The sequence below is a fragment of the Propionibacterium freudenreichii subsp. freudenreichii genome (assembly GCF_000940845.1).
In the GTDB taxonomy this organism is placed as follows: domain Bacteria; phylum Actinomycetota; class Actinomycetes; order Propionibacteriales; family Propionibacteriaceae; genus Propionibacterium; species Propionibacterium freudenreichii.
Window position 1 is genome coordinate 1,872,964 of the sequence record NZ_CP010341.1, and the last position, 19,082, is coordinate 1,892,045.

Annotated in this window: 16 protein-coding genes and 1 riboswitch; of the genes, 9 read left to right on the top strand and 7 right to left on the bottom strand. The window is 68.8% G+C overall.

Annotated elements, in window-relative coordinates; genetic code table 11:
- Window positions 1–175: 175 nt before the first annotated feature.
- Entirely contained in the window at window positions 176–1,054 is an 879-nt protein-coding gene (gene rsmI, locus RM25_RS08180; protein ID WP_036941738.1) for a 16S rRNA (cytidine(1402)-2'-O)-methyltransferase, read from the bottom strand.
- An 85-nt stretch (window positions 1,055–1,139) separates the two neighbouring features.
- Window positions 1,140–3,527, bottom strand: a complete 2,388-nt coding sequence (locus RM25_RS08185; protein WP_044636295.1) for a glycoside hydrolase family 95 protein — start codon at window positions 3,525–3,527, stop codon at window positions 1,140–1,142.
- 287 nt (window positions 3,528–3,814) lie between these two features.
- Between RM25_RS08185 and RM25_RS08190 the strand changes: the two genes are divergently transcribed.
- From RM25_RS08190 to RM25_RS08200, 3 genes are all read left to right on the top strand, one after another.
- A complete protein-coding gene (locus RM25_RS08190) occupies window positions 3,815–5,374 on the top strand; it encodes a dolichyl-phosphate-mannose--protein mannosyltransferase (protein WP_044636296.1) in 1,560 nt (519 codons plus the stop codon).
- A 49-nt stretch (window positions 5,375–5,423) separates the two neighbouring features.
- A complete protein-coding gene (locus tag RM25_RS08195; RefSeq protein ID WP_044636297.1) occupies window positions 5,424–6,488 on the top strand; it encodes a YdcF family protein in 1,065 nt (354 codons plus the stop codon).
- Between the two features lie 121 nt (window positions 6,489–6,609).
- Window positions 6,610–8,163, top strand: a complete 1,554-nt coding sequence (locus RM25_RS08200; RefSeq protein WP_036941747.1) for a uracil-xanthine permease family protein — start codon at window positions 6,610–6,612, stop codon at window positions 8,161–8,163.
- 30 nt (window positions 8,164–8,193) lie between these two features.
- On the opposite strand, the gene RM25_RS08205 is transcribed toward RM25_RS08200, so the two are convergent.
- Window positions 8,194–8,646 carry a cupin domain-containing protein gene (locus tag RM25_RS08205; RefSeq protein ID WP_048733736.1) on the bottom strand — a complete coding sequence of 151 codons (453 nt, stop codon included), beginning with the start codon at window positions 8,644–8,646 and terminating at the stop codon, window positions 8,194–8,196.
- 332 nt (window positions 8,647–8,978) lie between these two features.
- Here RM25_RS08205 and galK point away from each other — a divergent pair, with 332 nt between their 5' ends.
- From galK to RM25_RS08230, 5 genes are all read left to right on the top strand, one after another.
- Window positions 8,979–10,175, top strand: coding sequence for a galactokinase (gene galK / locus RM25_RS08210; RefSeq protein WP_044636298.1), 1,197 nt, complete (start codon window positions 8,979–8,981; stop codon window positions 10,173–10,175).
- 49 nt (window positions 10,176–10,224) lie between these two features.
- Window positions 10,225–10,296: riboswitch (Fluoride riboswitch) on the top strand.
- 35 nt (window positions 10,297–10,331) lie between these two features.
- Entirely contained in the window at window positions 10,332–10,865 is a 534-nt protein-coding gene (locus RM25_RS08215; RefSeq protein ID WP_036941861.1) for a universal stress protein, read from the top strand.
- On the top strand, window positions 10,862–11,278 hold the full coding sequence (crcB, locus tag RM25_RS12775) for a fluoride efflux transporter CrcB (RefSeq protein WP_013161624.1): 417 nt from the start codon (window positions 10,862–10,864) through the stop codon (window positions 11,276–11,278). The genes RM25_RS08215 and crcB overlap by 4 nt, the downstream gene beginning before the upstream one ends.
- Window positions 11,275–11,661: a fluoride efflux transporter FluC gene (locus tag RM25_RS08225; protein ID WP_013161625.1), complete on the top strand. Its 387-nt coding sequence runs from the start codon at window positions 11,275–11,277 to the stop codon at window positions 11,659–11,661. Before crcB ends, RM25_RS08225 begins: the two co-directional genes overlap by 4 nt.
- A gap of 59 nt (window positions 11,662–11,720) precedes the next feature.
- Complete coding sequence (locus tag RM25_RS08230) at window positions 11,721–12,194, top strand: GNAT family N-acetyltransferase (protein ID WP_013161626.1); 474 nt, start codon at window positions 11,721–11,723, stop codon at window positions 12,192–12,194.
- Between the two features lie 74 nt (window positions 12,195–12,268).
- Here RM25_RS08230 and RM25_RS08235 read toward each other — a convergent pair whose 3' ends face one another.
- The 3 genes from RM25_RS08235 to RM25_RS08245 all read right to left on the bottom strand — a co-directional run bounded on the left by RM25_RS08235 (window position 12,269) and on the right by RM25_RS08245 (window position 16,767).
- Entirely contained in the window at window positions 12,269–13,594 is a 1,326-nt protein-coding gene (locus RM25_RS08235) for an ISL3-like element ISPfr2 family transposase (RefSeq protein ID WP_026138135.1), read from the bottom strand.
- Window positions 13,595–13,760: 166 nt separating this feature from the next.
- Window positions 13,761–15,125, bottom strand: a complete 1,365-nt coding sequence (gene gdhA, locus RM25_RS08240; RefSeq protein ID WP_013161627.1) for an NADP-specific glutamate dehydrogenase — start codon at window positions 15,123–15,125, stop codon at window positions 13,761–13,763.
- A gap of 154 nt (window positions 15,126–15,279) precedes the next feature.
- Window positions 15,280–16,767 (bottom strand): MFS transporter, encoded by a 1,488-nt coding sequence (locus RM25_RS08245; RefSeq protein ID WP_080774526.1) that lies wholly within the window; start codon window positions 16,765–16,767, stop codon window positions 15,280–15,282.
- Window positions 16,768–16,879: 112 nt separating this feature from the next.
- Here RM25_RS08245 and RM25_RS08250 point away from each other — a divergent pair, with 112 nt between their 5' ends.
- Complete coding sequence (locus RM25_RS08250; protein ID WP_013161631.1) at window positions 16,880–17,473, top strand: TetR family transcriptional regulator; 594 nt, start codon at window positions 16,880–16,882, stop codon at window positions 17,471–17,473.
- A gap of 75 nt (window positions 17,474–17,548) precedes the next feature.
- On the opposite strand, the gene RM25_RS08255 is transcribed toward RM25_RS08250, so the two are convergent.
- The gene (locus RM25_RS08255) at window positions 17,549–18,988 is read right to left on the bottom strand and encodes an MFS transporter (RefSeq protein WP_052809165.1); all 1,440 of its coding nucleotides are present in this window, start codon (window positions 18,986–18,988) and stop codon (window positions 17,549–17,551) included.
- Window positions 18,989–19,082: the final 94 nt, after the last annotated feature.

Below are 19,082 nucleotides of genomic sequence, written 5' to 3' on the forward strand. Positions count from 1 at the left end.
TGGTCAACTTGTTCTCTTTGTCAACGTGTTTCTTGGTCAGCTTGCTTTTCGGTCAACGTGTTTCTTGGTCAGCCGGCTTGATCCGGCGACTTCCCGGAAAGCCTGAATTCCTGCGGATTCCCGAAATGTTCCACCGGAAAGTGGCGTGGCGGCTGCCTCACGTCGTCCCCCGGCGCTATGGGCGCTGGTTCGCGCGGCCGGTGGCGTTGTGTGCCTTCTCGTCGAGCGCGGCCTGGTAGAGCAGCTTGCGCCGCACCCCCGTCTGCTCGGCCACCTCGGCCACCGCCCCGCTGAGGCGCTCGCCGGCGGCCACGCGCGCGTTCACCTGCACCAAGGCCTGTGCCAGTCCCTGCTCGGCGCTCACCGTGTGGCCGGCGATCACGATCGTCGTCTCCCCCCGGGCATGCTCCACGGCCCAGGAGTGCAACTCATCGAGGGTGCCCCGCACGACGTCCTCCCACGGCTTGGTGAGTTCGCGGCACAGCACTGCGGCCCGTTCATGGCCCAGTGCCTCGGCGGCATCGGACAGGAAATCGGCCAGCCGGTGGGGCGCCTCGAACAACACCATGGTGCGCGGTTCGGTGGCCAGCTCGGCGAGCCGGTGACGACGCGGCCCGCCCGAGCGGGGCAGGAAGCCCTCGAAGCAGAAGCGGTCGCTGGGAAGCCCGGACACGGCCAGGGCCGTGGTGACCGCGCTGGGGCCCGGCACCGCCGTCACCCGGATGCCGGCCTTGATGGCGGCATTCACCAGGCGGAAGCCGGGGTCGGAGATGGAGGGCATACCGGCATCGGTGGCCACGACCACGGTCTTTCCGGCCTGCAGGTCGTCGAGCAGCCCGGGCGTGCGTTCGGACTCATTCCCCTCGAAATAGCTGACGATGTGGGCCCGGGTGGTGACGTCTATGCGGGCCAACAGCGTGCGGAACAGCCGGGTGTCCTCGGCGGCGATCACATCGGCGTCGCGCAGGGTCTCGCGCAGCTGGTCGGACGCCTGGTTCGACCCGCCGATGGGTGTTCCGGCCAGGATCAGCAGGCCTTCGTCGCTGGTAGTCACAGCCGTGAGACTATCCGCATCGTCTGACAGGCGAGATATGAGAGACCGGCCGCTGCACCCGGCGCCGGCCATCCACAGGCGTGGATCACAGGGCGGAAACGGTGTATGTCTGCCCGCGCGAGGCGGGGAAGGAGACGAGCATCCGCCCGGGGTCGCTTCCGCCCACCCGGGTGGCGTCCACCGCTGCGCCCGCCGCATCGCGCACCGTGAACTCACCGCGGGGCAGGTCCAGGGCCAGCACGTCGTCACGCCGGGCAGCCACGGTCGCCTCACGCAGGGCGCCGCCACGCCAGCTCAGCGCAATCGAGTGGTCGCCGGGCACCCGCACACCGGCCACCCGCCCATCCGGCCATCGCGCGGGGAGGGTCGGCAGGAGCGCCACCACCCCGTCGGCCACCTGCACCAGCAGCTCGACCATCGCCCAGGACAGAGCCATCGCCGCGGGCAGCGAGCGACGTGGCCCGGCCCCCGCATCGGAACCAGCCCCGGCATCCGAATCGGCCCCGGCATCGCGCAGGGCGAGCAGGGACGCCGAACTGCCCCCACCCACCAGCTCGTCCAACACGGCGGCGGCCTCGTCGGGAAGGCGCAGGCGGGCGGCCAGGCCCAACCGGCGCACCAGTCCCTCGCCCCACGCCCCGTCCCCGTGGGATCCCGTCCGGGCGATGAACGTGCGGCGGGCGGCATCGAAGAGCTCGGGATCGCGGCGCCGCGAGATGCCCTCGCCCGGGAACACCCCGTGCAGGGAACGCAGCAGGCCGGCGCCGCCGTCGGCCGGGCGGCGTCCCCGGGGCCAGTCGCGCAGCCTCCCCGCACGCACCGGGAGCGGGGCAAGGCCGGCCAGTGCCGCATGGGCGCGGGCAACCATCGCCGCATCGGCGGACCCGGGACGGGCACCCACCAGCTCCACATAGTGCTCGAGGCTCTGGCGCACCAGCGACAGGTCGAAGGACGATCCCGCACCGACGCCGGCCAGGCGTCCATCGGGCCCCAGGCACAGGCTCCCGGGCAAGGTCGACGGACATGGCAGGAGCGCGCCATCGGGACCGTTGATGAGCTGATCGAGCACGAACTCGACGGCTGCACGGTGCGCCTCCAGCGCCGCCCCACGGTCACCCCCGTGCGCCGCGTGCCGGTACAACGGCGCGATGAGGCCCAGCAGCGCCGAGGGCCAGTTGGCCTGATCGGTGGGCCCCTCGCCGGGTGCGCCATGGCGCCAGATGTCGGGCGTGCCGTGGACGCAGGCCCCGGCGAACCCATAGCTGTTCGCGGCGGTGGCGCGCCCCGCGGTGACGAGTTCGCCTGCCGCCTGCTCGACGGGGTCCATCAGCTCCCCCAGCCCGACCACGTCGAGGGCGAGCGGCGCCAGCCCGCCGCCGCTGCGTTCGAGGGCATCGCCGGTGTCCGCGGACCTGGTGGTCGCCCACAGGCTGCCGCTGGTCGGCATGGAGCTCGTCCGGCGCGTGCTGGCGATGAGCAGTGACCGGCCCAGGTGGAAGGCCAGTTCGTCGCGGGCAGCGCCATCCCCGGCGCCCAGGTCAAGGTCGACGCGGTCGAACAGGGCCGCATGGTCGGCCACATGGCGTCGAGCCAGCAACTCGCTGTCCATGGCGAGTGCGGCGTCAACCTGCTGGCGGGCGGCTCGCACCAGCGGCCCGGGATCGCCGATCGGGTTGGTCTGCCATCCCAGGAATCCATCGCGGGCGGCTGCCACGAGCCTGCTGCCGGACGCAGTCGTCTCGACTGCCACCACGAGCGCGAACGCCATGCCCGCCGGCACCCGCCCCTCGCCATCGGGCGCGTCGGTGCCGTAGTGCACGGCAGTGGCCCGACGGGCGTACGAGGGATCCGCGGGCGCCTCCACGGGGGCCCTTCCGGCGACGGTCAACCAGATGCGTCCCCCGCGGCGCCTCAGCTGGCGCTCGCAGGGGTGGGGGCAGTCGAACTCCGGCGCCACCAGCTCGTGGGCCGCGCCCATCCAATCGGCCAACAGCACGTGGTCGGGCGCGCTGACGAAGCAGTCGAGCTGGCCGGTCCCGCGCCGGCCCGTCCCGAAGCGCGTCGTGGCGATGGCCCTCGACAGGTCGAGGACGCGGGAGTAGCCATGCGGGGCGTCGGCGACGTCGGGGGCATATCCCCACCGCAGGGAGCCGAGCGGCTGGGGGCTGTCGCGACGCCCGTCCTGCTGCAGTGCCGGGGTGGGCGGAACAGGATGTTGCATGGTCCGGGCCAGTTGCTCGGTGCGCGGCGAGTTCCCGGCGACGATGGCCGCCCGCAGCGCCTCCACCAACCCCGGGGCGCGCCGTGGCGTCGCGTCGAGCGGGCCACCCGACCACAAGGAGTCCAGCCCGAGATCGAGGGTCTCGGTGCCGGGCGCGCCATGGACTGCCACGCCCAGGTTGCCGTTACCGAGCAGGAAGGCGTCCGCCGGCGATGCCGCAGGCCGCGCCACCTCGATGCGATAACGGTCCACTGCCCCTCCTCACGTCGCCCCGTCGTGATCCGCCGGCCGGGACGCCTGCCGAACAGCGTAGCCAGCACCACCCACGAGGTGGCGAGCGCGCAGCGGGCGTCCGGCGGCACATTGCGCCCGAACGGGACGACCACGATGTTCTCCCCCCATGTTCACAGCCCACGCCGCACGACACCCGGGCGGTTCATGGCCGGCACTTCTAAGATGTCGACGTGAGCACCCTGCCCCCCGCCCCTGCGCCGGCACCAGAAGCACCGACCCGGCCACTTCGTCGCGGCGGGTTGCTGATGTCGACGATCGACAAGCTCGACGACGCCACGATCCTGCAGCGCGACCGGTGGCGCAGTTGGATCCTCACGGCGGCGTTCGTCGTGGTCGGGTTCCTCATTCGCCTGGTGAACCTCGGGCGACCCAACCGCCTGGAGTTCGACGAGACCTATTACGCCAAGGACGCCTGGTCGCTGTTGCACTTCGGCTATGAGCGGGCGTGGCCGTCGACCGCGGACGCAAGGATCGCCACGGGCAGCACTGACCTGTGGCAGAGCAATGCCTCGTTCATCGTGCATCCGCAACTGGGCAAGTGGCTCATCGCCGCCGGCGAGAAGCTGTTCGGAATGAACTCCTTCGGCTGGCGCTTCGCGGCACTGGTCTTCGGGGCCCTGTTCATCGGCATCGTCATCAGGATGGCGCGCAGGTTGTCGCGCTCCACGCTCATCGGCTGCCTGGCCGGACTGTTCATCACCGTGGACGGACTCAGCTTCGTGATGAGCCGCATCGCCCTGCTGGACATCTTCGAGGCCTTCTTCACCGTGGCGGCGGTCTCGGCCTGGCTGGTCGACCGCGACCACTTCAGACATCGGCTGGCCGAGCACCTGCGCGCCAACAACCTGCTCAACCTGGGCGGCTCCTATGGTCCGCTGTTGCTGTTCCGGCCATGGTTGATCGCCTCCGGCGTGCTGTTCGGGCTGGCCTGCGGCTGCAAGTGGAACGCCATGTACGTGCTGGCGGTGTTCGGCATCCTCACCGTCATCTACGACCGCAGCGCACGGCGCACCGCCGGTGCCGGACGCCGGGCCTGGCATGCGGTGTGGCGCGACGGCCTGGCCGCATTCGTCCAACTGGTCGTCGTGGCCGTGCCGGTGTACGTGCTCACCTGGATCAGCTGGCTGGTGACCCAGGGTGGCTATGACCGCCAGTGGGGCGCCTCCCATCCGGACGATCCGCTGGTGAAGCTGATCGGCAAGCCGCTGGCGAGCCTGTGGCAGTACCACAAGGAGATCTACGCCTTCCACACCGGCGACTGGATCGCCTCCCAGACCCACACCTACCAGGCCCACCCCTTCGGTTGGCCGGTGATCGGACGGGTGATCGGCATCGACGCGGTGAACGACATCCAGCCCGGCGACGACGGTTGCAAGGCGGTGGGCGACACCTGCCTGCGCGTGGTGTCGGGGGCCGGCACGCCGATGCTGTGGTGGATGGCCGCCCTGGCGGTGATCATTGCCCTGTTCATCTGGATCGGCGCACGCGATTGGCGCTTCGGCGTGCCGATCATCGCCGCCGCGACCACCTGGCTGGGCTGGTTCCCCAACGCCGACCGTCCCACGTTCTACTTCTACGCGATCATGATGATCCCCTTCACCGCCACCGTGTTGGCGATGGTGCTGGGCAAGGTGCTGGGGCCCTCCGACGCCCCACCGCGCCGGCGACGCAATGGGGCCATCATCGTCACCGCGGCCACCGTGATCATCATCGCGAACTTCATGTTCATCTATCCGATCCTCACCGACGAGCTGATGACCCGACGGCAGTGGCTGCTGCGCATGTGGTTCCGTAGCTGGATCTGATCGTCCGCCCCGCATGGCGCGGACCCGCGGCAATGCGACAATATGCACCATGTCCGATGGCTTGTGGGTGTTGTTCGTCACGGCGGCCGTGTTCACGGTGGCCAGCCTGATCGCCTTGTGGGTCACCGCCCGCCGCGATCCGCGCCGCCTGCGCTGCGCCGTGCTGCTGCTGATCGCCGCCTTCTGGCTGCTGGTCACCCTGGTCACGGCCAGCCCGATGTTCGGTGAGCGCGGCCAGACCATCTTCCTGGTGATCGCCGGCGTGCTGCTGGTGGCATGGCTGGCCGCGATGGGCATGCTCCCCCTGCTGCTGGTGATCGACGGCCTCATCGTGCTGCGCCGCGAGGGCATCCGCTCCCGCACCGGACTGCTCGTGCTGGCGGCGGGCATCGCCCTGCTCCTGCTGCCGGGGGTCACCGCCTCGCTGGCACGCAACGACCGTTGGTGGTCGATGGCCCTGTTCACCCTGGTCACCTTCATCGGCACCTACCTGGGCACCTTCCTCGTGGTGATGCTGGCCCAGTTCGTGGTGCGCGCCCTGTTCGGGGGCCGACGCCGCGTGCCCGACCCCGATGTGCTCATCGTGCTGGGTTCCGGACTGATCAACGGGAAGGTGCCGCCGCTGCTGGCGTCGCGCCTGGACCGCGCCCTGCAGGTGAGCGCCGAGGAGGCACTGCAGGGACGTCGTCCGATGTTCGTGGTCTCCGGTGGACGCGGCTCGGACGAGCCCCGTGCCGAGGCCGAGGCGATGGCCGAATACCTGACATCGCGGGGAGTGCCCGATGAGCGCATCATCGTGGAGGACCGCTCCCGCTCGACGCGGGAGAACCTGGTGAACTCCACCAGGCTGTTGCGGGAGCGTGGCATCGGCGGGCCCATGCTGGCCGTGACGAGCTCGTACCACACCACCCGCACCGACGTGCTGGCCGCCGACCTGCGCCTGGACGACGTGTTCGTCACCGGGGCCCACACCGCCTGGTACTACGCGCCGGGCGCCTACCTGCGCGAGTACATCGGCGTGCTGACCTATCGTCTGCCGCTCAATATCGGCGTCGGCATCTTCTGCGTCGTGGCCGCCGTGGCGATGGCCTGGGCCACCTCGCGCGTGGGCTGACCACCCCCGCACGCCGGCACCGCTCCAGTGCGGTGTGACAACGCCATGGACCGCTGTCCCGTAGTCGGGCCGCCTACCCCTACACTGTCCCGCGGACCAGGCACGGAAAGCGGGAGGCACAATGATCTGGAAGCTGCACAACGGGGGTGTTCTCAAACCGGGCGAGGTCGTGGCCCCTGATGAGCGGCTCAGCTGGGGAAAGACGATCGGGCTCGGCGCCCAGCATGTGGTGGCAATGTTCGGCGCCACCTTCGTCTTCCCCCTGTTGATGGGGCTCAACCCGCAGCTGGCGGTGATGATGAGTGGCATCTCGACGATCATCTTCATCATCGTCACCAAGCACGAGGTGCCCAGCTACCTGGGTTCCTCGGCGGCCTTCCCCGGCGTCGCGACCGCCATCTATGCGGCCGGCGGCAAGCCCAATGACGTCTCGGGTGCCCTGTTCGTGGTGGGCCTCACCCTGTTCATGTGTGGCCTGATCATCCACTTCGCCGGCTCACGGGTGATCCACAAGGTGTTGCCGCCGGTGGTCACCGGCGCCGTCGTCATGCTCATCGGGTTCAACCTGGCCCCCGTGGTGGCCAAGAACTACTGGCCCCAGGACCAGTGGACCGCCTTCATCACGATGATCGTCGTGGTGGCGCTGTCGGTCGGGCCGCGCGGATTCCTGTCGCGCATCGCGATCTTCTTGTCGATGGTGATCGGCTATCTCATCAGCTGGCTGCAGGACGTGGTGTTCGGCCCGATGCACAAGGTCGTCGACGGGCAGGCCACCGACGTATTGCGCGTCGACTGGTCGGGTGTCGCCAAGGCGGACTGGTTCGGACTGCCCCCGAAGACCGATCTGGCCACGTGGACCTATTCCATGGACGCCAATGGCGTCGCGCACTTCCCCGCCTCCAATGTGGTGGGCTTCCACCTGCCGTCGTTCCACCTGGCGTTCATCCTGTTGGCGCTGCCGGTGGTGATCGCGTTGATCGCCGAGAACACCGGTCACGTGAAGGCGGTCGCCGAGATGACCGGCAAGAACCTCGATCACCAGATGGGCCGCGCCATCGCCGCTGATGGCGCCACCTCGATGCTCGCGACGCTGGCCGGAGCCGGCCCCACCACCACCTATTCGGAGAACATCGGCGTGATGGCCGCCACCCGCGTGTACTCGACGGCCGCCTATGTGGTCGCCGCGATCGTTGCCATCCTGTTCGGCCTGAGCCCCAAGTTCGGCGCAGTGATCTCGGCGATGCCCGGTGGTGTGCTCGGCGGCATCTGCGTGGTGCTCTACGGCATGATCGGCCTGCTCGGGGCCAAGATCTGGAAGGAGAACCGGGTTGACTTCGCCAACCCGGTGAACCTGGTTCCGGTGGCTGCCGGCATCATCATCGGCGTCGGCGATGTCTCGCTGAAGTTCAGCGACAGCTTCACCCTGGGCGGCATCGCGCTGGGCACCCTGGTGACGGTCGTGGTCTTCCACCTGGCCTACTGGCTCGCCCCCAAGCGGCTCTCCGATGCGGCCCTGGACGGCTCGGGCGTGTTGTTCGATGCGCCGGGCAGCTACTCGGCCAGGCCCCTCATCCCGCCGGCCACCCGTCCGGGAAGGGCCCCGCGTCCGGCGAAGGCCCCTCACCCGCAGGCGGATGGCCCCGCCGGGACGGATCCTGCCGACCCCACGCGCTGATCCCGGTCTGCTGCGCGGGAACGGGGAGACTCAGCCGTAGATCCGGTCGAGTGGCCCGTTGTCGCCGTAGATGGGGTCAACATCGGGCGGGGAGACATTGTTGATGCGCTCGGCCGCCGCGTCATGTTCGACCGGCTCCACAGTGAGGGTGTCGGGATGCGGCTCCTCGAAGAAGGCCGAGATCACCCGGAGGTCGCCGGAGACGCGTCGGCATGAGACCCCCGCCGGCAGCACCACCACGTCGCGGGCGTTCAGGGCGATCTCCACGCCACCCGATCCCCCCAGGGCGACCTCGCCGGAACCGCTCACGACGCCGAACACGGCGAACGCAGTGGAGTGGTAATGGTCGGTGTCGCTGAGCATGTCGTCGCGCGCACCCACCCAACGGTTCTCCGCGAAGGTCGTGCGGAACCAATCATCGAGGTCGCTGCGCTGGGGCGCGGCCTGCTTGTAGACCAGTGCTGGCAGCGCGCTGTTCGGCACAACTCCGTTATCGGCCAACAAATGCCGCGCGGGCTCAACAGGCCCGTTTTCGCTGGGTGTCTCGCTCATGGCCCAAGGCTAGAGCCTTGCCGCAGGTTGCGAACAGGTACCCATCACGTGGTCCCGGGCGTCAACGATCCGAGCTATGAAGGCGGCGACCACACCGGCCCGCCGCCGGCAGGCCCCGAATGCAGAGCGGCAGCCGCGTCGTGCGTGGCCGCGACGTAAAATCCCGGCATACAGTGGATGATGTTCTCGCTAACATTGTTCGTGGGTGGCGCTGTGCAGGTCGCCGCCGACGCACACGCCAACGACGCCGTTGAGGAGCAACCATGAGCCAGCTCGCACACACTGCAGCGCAACGCTTCGAGCAGATCTTCGGCCACGCCCCCACCGGCGTCTGGGCAGCTCCGGGCAGGGTGAACCTGATCGGCGAGCACACCGACTACAACGGCGGCCTATGCCTGCCGATCGCCCTGCCCCAACGCACCTATGCGGCCGCCGGCCCCCGCGACGACGACATCGTGCGGGTCACGTCCCTGGACTTCGACGAGCAGGCGGAGGTCAGCCTCGACGACGTGGCACCGGGGGTTCCCGGCGGCTGGCTGGGCTATGTGGCCGGCACGATCTGGGCGCTGCGCGAGCGGGGCTTCGCAGTGCATGGACTCGACCTGGCCACCACCTCGGATGTGCCGATCGGCGCCGGACTGTCGAGTTCGGCCGCCATCGAGGGCGCCGCAGGCGGTGCGGCATCGGGGCTGTTCAACCTCGGCCTGCTGGACAGCGACGCATCCCGCGTCACGCTGGTCGACGCGTGCCGTCGCGCCGAGAACCACATCGTCGGTGCACCCACCGGGGGGCTCGACCAGACGGCCTCCCTGCGCTGCCTGCCACGCCATGCCCTGCTCATCGACTTCGGCCATGACGCCCGGGTGCGCCAGATCCCCTTCGACGTGGCGGCCCACGGCCTGCGGTTGTTGGTGATCGACACGCGCGCCAAGCACGCACTGGTCGATGGGCAGTATGCCGCCCGCCGCGCGAATTGCGAGCAGGCCGCCCGCGAACTTGGCGTGGACCTGCTGGGACGCATCACCTCCGAGCAGCTTCCCGACGCATTGTCGAGGCTCAGCGACCAGACCCTGCGCCGTCGCGTACGCCATGTCGTCACCGAGATCGCCCGCACGAGGCAGTGCTGTGACGCCCTGGAACACGGCGACTTCCAGCAGGTCGGTGAGCTGTTCAACCAATCACACGCCTCGCTGCGCGACGACTACGAGGTGAGCAGCCCCGAACTCGACCTGGCCGTCGCGGCGGCCCGCGGCGCCGGAGCACTGGGCGCGCGGATGACCGGCGGCGGTTTCGGTGGCTCGGCGATCGCGCTCGTGCCGGTGGCTGCCCTTGATGCCGTGAAGAGGGCCGTCGCCGACGCCTACCTGGCACGCGAATGGACCCCCGCGCATGTGTTCGCAGTGCACGCAGCCGGCCCCGCCGACAGGGTCGCCGTCCACGAGGCACAACTGGTCGAGTAGGCGTCCGCGCCGAGCTGGCCGGCAGCGGTCATCGCGTGGCCGGGGCTAGGATGAACGCGGCGATGGATTCCGCCTGGGCCTCGGCCCGAACCGCCGTCCGGCTGATGATTCCTGTCCCATGTCGTGGGGCGGATGCTGCCCCGGATCGGATTTCCCATGGCCAAGCAGGTGCCCCAGCCAAGCGTCGAGCGCATCGTCGCGCCCGCCTCACATCCCTTGGTCGTCGGGGTGGAACCGGGCACCTCCGAGCTGGTGGTGCGCACCGCCCTGAGCTGGGCCGCAAGCCTGGGCGCCGAGCTGTACATCGGCTATGCCGATCCCACGCGCATCACGGTGGCTGAATATCCCGATGGCACCGTGCGCCACACCGAGCTCGACTCCGACCTTCCCGACGACTCCTGGCACGACCGCGAGAAGGCACTGACCGCCGAACTCGCCCGCGTGTGCCACGGCAGCGGCGTCACCTGGCATTTCCGCTACCTTGCCGGACGCACGGATCGGGCACTCACCCACCTGGCACGTGCCGTGGACGCCTCGGCGTTCCTGATCGGCGCGAAGGGACGCGGCCGCCGGCGCGATCCCCTGGAGTTCCTGCGCAGCTCGGTGGGCACCCAGTTGGCCCATCACCAGCATCGTCCGGTGATCCTGGTGCCGGTGTCGGTCGTGGACTGGAAGGAGCCGCTGCTGTGAGCTGGCCCGGCGGATTGCTCGTCGCGGTGGGTGGCGGGCTCGGCGCGACGATCCGCTTTGCGCTGAGCACCGTGGCCCCCGACCATGCCGGGAGCTTCCCGACGACGATCCTGGCGATCAACCTGGTGGGGGCCCTCGCGCTGGGCTGGCTGTCACGGTTCCTGGTGCTCACCGGACCCGACGAGGGCTGGCGCCGCCGGGTGCGCCTGGGCGTGGGCACCGGGGTGATCGGTGGCTTCACCACCTACAGCACCTTCATCGTCCAGACCCTGTCGCTGATGCAGCTGGGAAGGGTCTGGATGGCCCTGGGCTATCTGTTCGCGAGCCTGCTGGGCGGTATCGCCTGCGTCTGGCTCGGCATCGTGGTGGCGGACCGGATGGCCCGCACGGCCGGCGAGACGGTGCGCCCATGAACATCACCGCTCCCCTGCTGTGGCTCGGAGTGTTCGTCGCCGGGGGCGTGGGTGCCTGGTGCCGCTTCCGACTCGACGGCCTGATCGCGCGACATTGGTCACGCAGTGTGCCGGCAGGCACCTTCACCATCAACGTCCTGGGGTCGTTCGGCCTCGGGCTGCTCACCGGACTGGCCGCAGCGTACGCGAGCCTTGCCCCGCTGACCGTCGTGCTGGGCACCGGGATGATGGGTGGCTTCACCACCTTCAGCACCGCCAATGTGGAGGTCGTGCGGCTCATGCTCAGTGGGCGTCCGGGCGCAGGCATCGGCCTCGACGTCGCCACGCTGGTGGTCGCGGGCGCCGCTGCCGTGCTGGGACTGTTCCTCGGTGGATTGTGGTGACCGCTCCGCGATGAGAAACCATGGTCGGCCGCCCCGGGCATCGGGCTAGGTTCACAACCATGTCAACGTCGCTGTCGATCAGCTTCACCCCTGCCCCACCCGACTCCGCGCTGGGCCATCACCTGTTGGGCCTGTACTTCGCCGAACTGCAGACGAGCCTTCCCGGTGGTTTCGACCCGAGCGGACAGGAGAGCTATGGACCCGACGAGTACTACGTGGCGGCACTGCACGACGGGCAGGCGATCGGATACTGCGGCTACCGGCCTCTGGGCCCCACCGACGCCGAGATCAAGAAGCTCTGGGTGAGTCCCGACTTCCGCGGGATGGACGTGGCCAATCGGCTGATGGCCCACGTCGAACAGCAGGCGGCACGCGACGGCTTCACCAGGGCCCTGCTCGACACCAGCGACCTACTGACCCACGCCGTGGGCCTGTACGAACACCGCGGCTATCACCGAATCGACCGGTACAACGACAATCCCTACGCAACCCTGTTCTTTGCCAAGGCGTTGGGGACTGCGCCCGGACGCTGAGGCGGTTGGACGCCCGGTGGTTCCCCGTCCCGCCTCCGCTGGCCGGATTCCGCCCCGGAGCATGCAAAAGGGGCTCATCCCAATCGGGGGTGTAGGAGTTGGGGTCTGAAGCCGCCGGTCTCGAGCAGGCTTCGGGCGATGTAGTTGGTCAGGTTGCGGAACCCGAGTGCGGAGCCGCGCAGGTGTTCGAGCCGTCCGTTGAGCGCCTCGGTCGGCCCGTTGCTGGTGCCGGGTCGTTCGAAGTAGGCGAGCACGTCAGCGGCTCGCTTCTTCAGGGTCCGGCCCAGGGTGGTGAGCTCGGTGAGCACCTTGGGGACGCCGGCGCTGAGGTCGGTGATCAGCTTCTCCATGAGCTCGCGGCCACGTTGCCGGTCCTCGTGGCGATAGGCGGCGATCATGCGCTGGTAGACACCCCAGGTCGCCTCGACCTCGACGTGAGCGTCATCAACGAACAGCGCGCGTAGCCTGTCGCTCTGCTTGTCGGTGAGCAGGTCCGCGCCGGTGTGCAGCGTGCGCCGCGACTTGTAGAGCGGGTCGTCCCTGAACCCACGGTGCCCGTGGATCGCGAGTTGGACCCGGCGCCGGCACCTGTCGAGGGCGTCACCGGCCAGGCGCACGACGTGGAAGGGATCCATCACCGTGACCGCGTCCGGGATCTCCTCTGCAGCGGCGGTCTTGAACCCGGTGAAGCCGTCCATCGCGACCACCTCGACCGCGTCACGGAAGGCGTCGTCGCGGTCGGCGAGCCAGGTCTTGAACGCCGCCTTCGACCGGCCCTCGACCATGTCCAGCAGCCTTGCTGGGCCGGCGCCATCGCGGACCGGGGTGAGGTCGATGATCACGGTGACGTACTTGTCGCCACGCCTGGTGTGGCGCCAGACGTGCTCATCGACGCCAATGACCTTCACGCCCTCAAACCGCGTGGGGTCGTTGATCAGCAGCCGCTTGCCTTCAGCCAGGACCGCGTTGTTGGCGGTGTCCCACGCGACCCCGAGTCCCTCGGCGACACGGGCGACGGTGAGGTGTGCGACCACGATCCCTTCCAGCGCCCACCGCAGCCCGGTGCGCGAGAGCTTCGCGCGTGGCTCCGCCGCGGCGCTGGTGTCTTGGCGCCACACGTGTCCGCAGTCGGCACAGCGGTAGCGGCGCACTACAACTTCCAGCACGGTCGGTCGCCAGCCCAGCGGCTCGTGGGCCAACCGCCGGATCACGGTGTCACGAGCAGCGCCTTCGCTGCCGCACCGTCGGCACCACTGATCTGGTTCCACCACGCGGCACGCGAGGACCGCACGATCCGGTTCAAGTCGTTGTCCGGTCACGCTCAGACCGAGGCCGTCGAGTCGAGCGAAGGCGGTCAGGTCAGGGCGGCCGAAGCCGGCCGGCGGGGTAGCGTCGGACACGTCGAGGTCTTTCGGATGGATGGCGTAGGAACCTCCATCGTCGGGAGACCTCGACGTCTATCTGCGGACCGACGCGCCCGGCCGACCTACACCCTCATCTGAGAAGACCCGCAAAAGGGCCGCACCCACCAACGGTGGGCACGACCCTTCCGGCCGAACGGATGACTCAGATCACACCCATGGCGACCATGGCATTGGCAACCTTGATGTAGCCGGCCAGGTTGGCGCCAGCCACATAGTCACCGGGAACGCCGTACTCCTCGGCGGTGCCCAGGCAGCGGTGGTGGATACCCACCATGATGTCCTCCAGGCGCTTCTCGGTGTACTCGAAGGTCCAGGTGTCGCGGCTGGCGTTCTGCTGCATCTCAAGGGCGGAGGTGGCAACACCGCCGGCGTTGGACGCCTTGCCGGGTGCGAACAGGATGCCGGCGTCGCGCAGCAGGTCGGTGCCCTCCGGGGTGGTGGGCATGTTGGCGCCCTCCGCCACGAGCTGCACGCCATTCTTGATGAGCGCCTTGGCGCCGGTCTCGTCGAGCTCATTCTGCGTGGCACACGGCAGCGCCAGGTCGCAGGGCACATCCCAGATGCTGCCGCCGGCCACGTAGGTGGCCGACGCCCCGCGTTCTGTGGCGTAGTCGGAGACGCGCCCGCGGCGCACCTCCTTGATCTCGCGCAGCAGGTCGAAGTCGATGCCCGACTCCTCCACCACATAGCCCGACGAATCGGAGCAGGAGATCACATTGCCGCCGAGCTGCTGGGCCTTCTGGATGGCGTAGAGCGCCACATTGCCCGAACCCGAGACCACCACGCGCTTGCCGTCGAGCGCCTGGCCATGGGCCTTGAGCATCTCCTCGACGAAGAACACCAGGCCGTAGCCGGTGGCCTCGGTGCGCACCTGCGAGCCGCCCCAGGTGAGGCCCTTGCCGGTGAGCGCGCCCGACTCGTACTGGTTGCGGATGCGCTTGAACTGGCCGAACAGGTAGCCGATCTCGCGTCCACCCACGCCGATGTCGCCGGCGGGGACGTCCGTGGTGGCGCCGATGTGGCGCTGCAGCTCCGTCATGAACGACTGGCAGAAACGCATTATTTCGTTCTCGGACTTGCCCTTGGGGTCGAAGTCCGAACCGCCCTTGGCACCGCCGATCGGCATACCGGTGAGCGAATTCTTGAAGGTCTGCTCGAAGCCGAGGAACTTGATGATCGACAGGTTCACCGAGGGATGGAAGCGCAGGCCGCCCTTGTAGGGGCCGAGCGCCGAGTTGAACTCAACGCGGAAGCCGCGGTTGACCTGCACCACGCCCTTGTCGTCGATCCACGGGACGCGGAATATGATCTGCCGCTCGGGTTCGCAGATGCGCTGCATCACGGACCACTGCGCATAGGCCGGGATCTTGCCGGCGAGCGGGCCGACGCCCAGCAGCACCTCGTAGACGGCCTGTAGGAATTCGGATTCTCCGGGGTTGCGCGCGACGACAGCCTTGTACTGGGGGCGCAACGTCTCCGCGAGACGATCAATGTCTAGGTTTGCCACCCTTGGATCTTGTCATCATCACAGCGCCCGGCGCGGCAGTTCCGGATCCCGGATCAGCAGCGTGCGCGATGATTCATGCGCTAACGCACGGTGACGCCGGCAGGGCCGGATATATCCGTTCCCCACCGACGCCACCGGGTGCGTTGCGAGCGGCTCAGGCCCTTGCCCCGGCCAGTTCGCCGTCATGTTGCGCGAGCACGCGGGCAGCCTGGTCGGCCACCTCGTTGCCCTTGCGGCGGGTCGGGATGAAGGCCGCGATCGCCGCGCAGACCGCTGCCGCCACCAGGCCCAGGATCAGCGCCATGTGGAAGCCGTCAGCCGAGGGGATCGACTGGCCACCGACCGTGGACGACATGGAGGCCAGCACGCTGGCCACCACCGCGGAGGCCACCGCGGTTCCCAACGAGCGCATCAGGGTGTTCAGCCCGTTGGCGGCGCCGGTCTCCGATTCGGGCACGGCACGCATGATCAGCGTCGGCATCGCCGCATAGTCGAGGCCGGTGCCCACGCCGATGAGGCCGTTGACCAGCAGCACATGCCAGGCATGCAGGTGCAGCGAGGCCGCCAACACATAGCCTGCGGCGATGATCGCCGCCCCGAGCACGAGCAGCGCCTTGGGGCCCCAGACCTTCTCGAGGCGCCCCGCCACCGGCGACATGATGAGCATTGCCAGCCCCGAGGGCGCCAGGATCAGGCTGGCCCTCAACAGGGGCAGGCCGGTGCCGCCCACGGCTTCGGGCAATTGCAGCAGTTGCGGGAACACGATGCTGGACGCGAACAGTGCGAAGCCCATGGCGATGGAGGCCAGGTTGGTCATCAGCACGGGCCCACGCGCGGCCACCCGGATATCAACGAGTGGCTCGCGGATCCGCAGTTCGAGGATGACCCAGACCACCAGCACTGCCAGGCCACCGCCGAGCAGGCCGAGGGTCGTGCCAGAGATCCAGCCCCATTCATTGCCACGCGAGACGGCCAGCAGCACGCCACCCAGCCCGAGCGCCAGGCCGATCAGGCCCACCGCGTCCACGCGACCGCCGGTACGCACCCCGGCGTCGGGCACGAGCCAGGCGATCAGGGCAACGACGATCGCACCCATTGCCGCGGCCACCCAGAACAGCACATGCCAGTCGAAGTGTTCGGTGACGAAGGCGCTGATGGGAAGGCCGATGGCCCCGCCCACGCCCAGCGTGGCGCTGACCAAGGCGATGGACGACCCGAGGCGTTGTGGTGGCAACAGGTCGCGCAGCAGCGAGATCCCCAGTGGGATCACGCCCATGCCCATGCCCTGCAATCCGCGCCCCACGATGAGGGGGCCGACCGAGGGCGACACTGCGGCGACCACCGAGCCGGCGACCAGCAGGCTGAGCAGGATCAGGGCGATGCGGCGCTTGCCGAACATATCGCCGAGCTTGCCCGAGATGGGCGTGCAGATCGCCGAGACGAGCAGGGTGATGGTGATCACCCACGCGGTGTTGTCACGCGTGGTCGCCAGCCGTTCGGGCAGCGAGCTCTGGATGGGAATGAGGATCGTCTGCATGAACGAGGCCACCAGGCCCGCGGACGCCAGGACCGCCACGATCACGCCGGGGTGGCGTGCGCCATGCCCCGCGACGGTGCTGCGGGTGCTTTCAAGTTCAGTCAATTCTGAACCTCCGAGAGAAGTCGGTCAGGAATTCGGGAGTGAGACTGCGTCTCATCCGTGAGAGACAGTATCACCCCTGAGACCGAGTCCCAAGTGGTGTTACGCTGGCGCCATGCCAACCCGAGTGCGCGACCGCAGCCGCGAGATGTTCCGTGAACGCCTCGCCGAAGCGCTCAGCGAGGTGTTCGTCGCGCGCGGGTTCGACGACGTGACGGTCGCGGAGGCCGCGCGTGCCGTCGGCATCTCACGGGCCACCTTCTTCCGCTATTTCAGCTCGAAGGAGGACGCGGCGCTGGCCAGCGTCGAGGGCTCCAACTTTGATTTCGGGGCCGTGCTCGCAGACCTTGACCTGCGCCCCGACGACAGTTGCTGGAGCCTGCTGCAACGCACCTTCCGCCACAGCCTCGCCGGGGTGGGCGGCGCCACGAGTTCCCAGCTCGACCAGCTACGCATGATCCATGCGACCCCGTCGTTGCGTGCCCGCCTGAGCTTCCGCCGGTTGCAGCTGGAGCCCTCGCTGACCGCGGCACTGGTGGGTCATGGCGTGCCGGCCGACCGTGCACATACCGCCGCGATGGCCGGCCTGGCCGCCCTGGAGGTCGCCTGGGAACGCTGGGCACTGCACGAGAGCCCCTCGTTGGCACGTGCCCTCGACGAGGCCTTCGCTGACCTGACCGCCGCGGACAAGCCGATTTCGGCCGGCTGACCGACGCCCACCCACGTGGCGAGCAGCCGTAGCGCGTCGGCCGATGCCGAGCCGGGTGCCGCGGGACGGGTGATGTCAGGCAGGGATCGGGGAATCCTCGGGCGCTTCGACCACGGGAGCCGAACCCATGAGGGGCTGGCCCGCGGTCTCCTTCATCGGCACCAGTGCAATGCCCGCGATCACCGCGAAGAACATGATGTAGAACGCCGGCATATAGGGGTTTCCGGTCAGCTGGATCAGCCACTGGCAGATCAGCGGCGTCGTCCCGCCGAACAGCGACACCGCCAGGTTGAAGGCAATGCCCATCGCACCGAAGCGGGTTGCAGTGGGGAACAGGGCCGGCAGCGCGGACGCCGAGACCGCCAGGTAGAACGAGGTGGGCACCGCGACGATGAACAGCGCACCCAGCACGGCAGCCTCGGTGCCGATCCGCATCACGGCGAACGCGGGAACCATGGTGATCAGGGTGAGCACCACCGCGATCCAGTAGATGGGCTTGCGCCCGATCCGGTCACTGAGCCGGCCCAGGAAGGGCAGCGCGAACGACAGCACGATGAGCACGGGCACGGTGGCGAGCGCTGCCATCAGGTTGCCGACGCCCACTTCTTCCTCGAGGTAAGTCGGCATATAGCTGGTGAGGGCATAGGCCGAGCACTGCGTGGCCGAGACCAGCGCCATGCACACCAGGATCGGACGCCAGTGGTGGCGGATGATGCCCAGCACGCCGTGGCGGGCCATGGGATCGTCGGCAGCGGCGACGCTCAACTCGGCGTCGAGCTCATCGGACTCCTCCTCGAAGACGGGCGTCTCGGGGATGCGCATCCGGAAGTAGATCGCCGCGGCGCCCAGCGGCAGGGCGCTGAGGAAGGGGATGCGCCAGCCGTAGTCGAGCATGGCATCGGGCCCCGATAGGTGGTTGACGATCACGGTGACCAGGCCCACCACCCCGGCTCCGGCCGCGAAGCCGATGTAGGAGCCGACGTCGAGCCAGGCGGAGTAGAAGCCGCGCTTCTTGTCGGGTGAGAACTCCGACACATAGGTGGTGGCCCCGGCGTATTCGCCGCCGGTGGAGAAGCCCTGCACCAGGCGCAGCAGATAGAGGGGCACGATCGCCCACAGGCCGATCTGTTGCGAGGTGGGCAGCACGCCGATGAGGGTCGTGGCGATGGCCATCAGCGCCATGGTGAGGAACAGCACGCTCTTGCGTCCGATGCGGTCACCAAGCGGCCCGAGGATCAGCCCGCCGATGGGACGCACCACGAAGCTCACCGCGAAGCCGAACAGCGTGATGAGCAGGCCGGCCGACCGCTCGACCCCGGAAGTGAACACAGTGGTCATGGTGACCGCCAGGTATCCGTAGATGCCGAAGCCGAACCACTCCATGAAGTTGCCCACGGCGGTGCCGGTGATCGCCTTGCGGATGGTCCGGGGATGCACCAACAGCGGCTCGACCGTTGTCGCAGCCGGCGCATCTGACGTCGCGGAGGGGTCGGGTGCTGAGCCGTGGTGAGTCACGCTGATCCTGTTCCGCCCCAGGCATTGGCCGCCTGCGACTGTCTGCACGGACGCCGTCATCGCGCCCGTCGGATCGCCAACGGGGTCGGCAGAT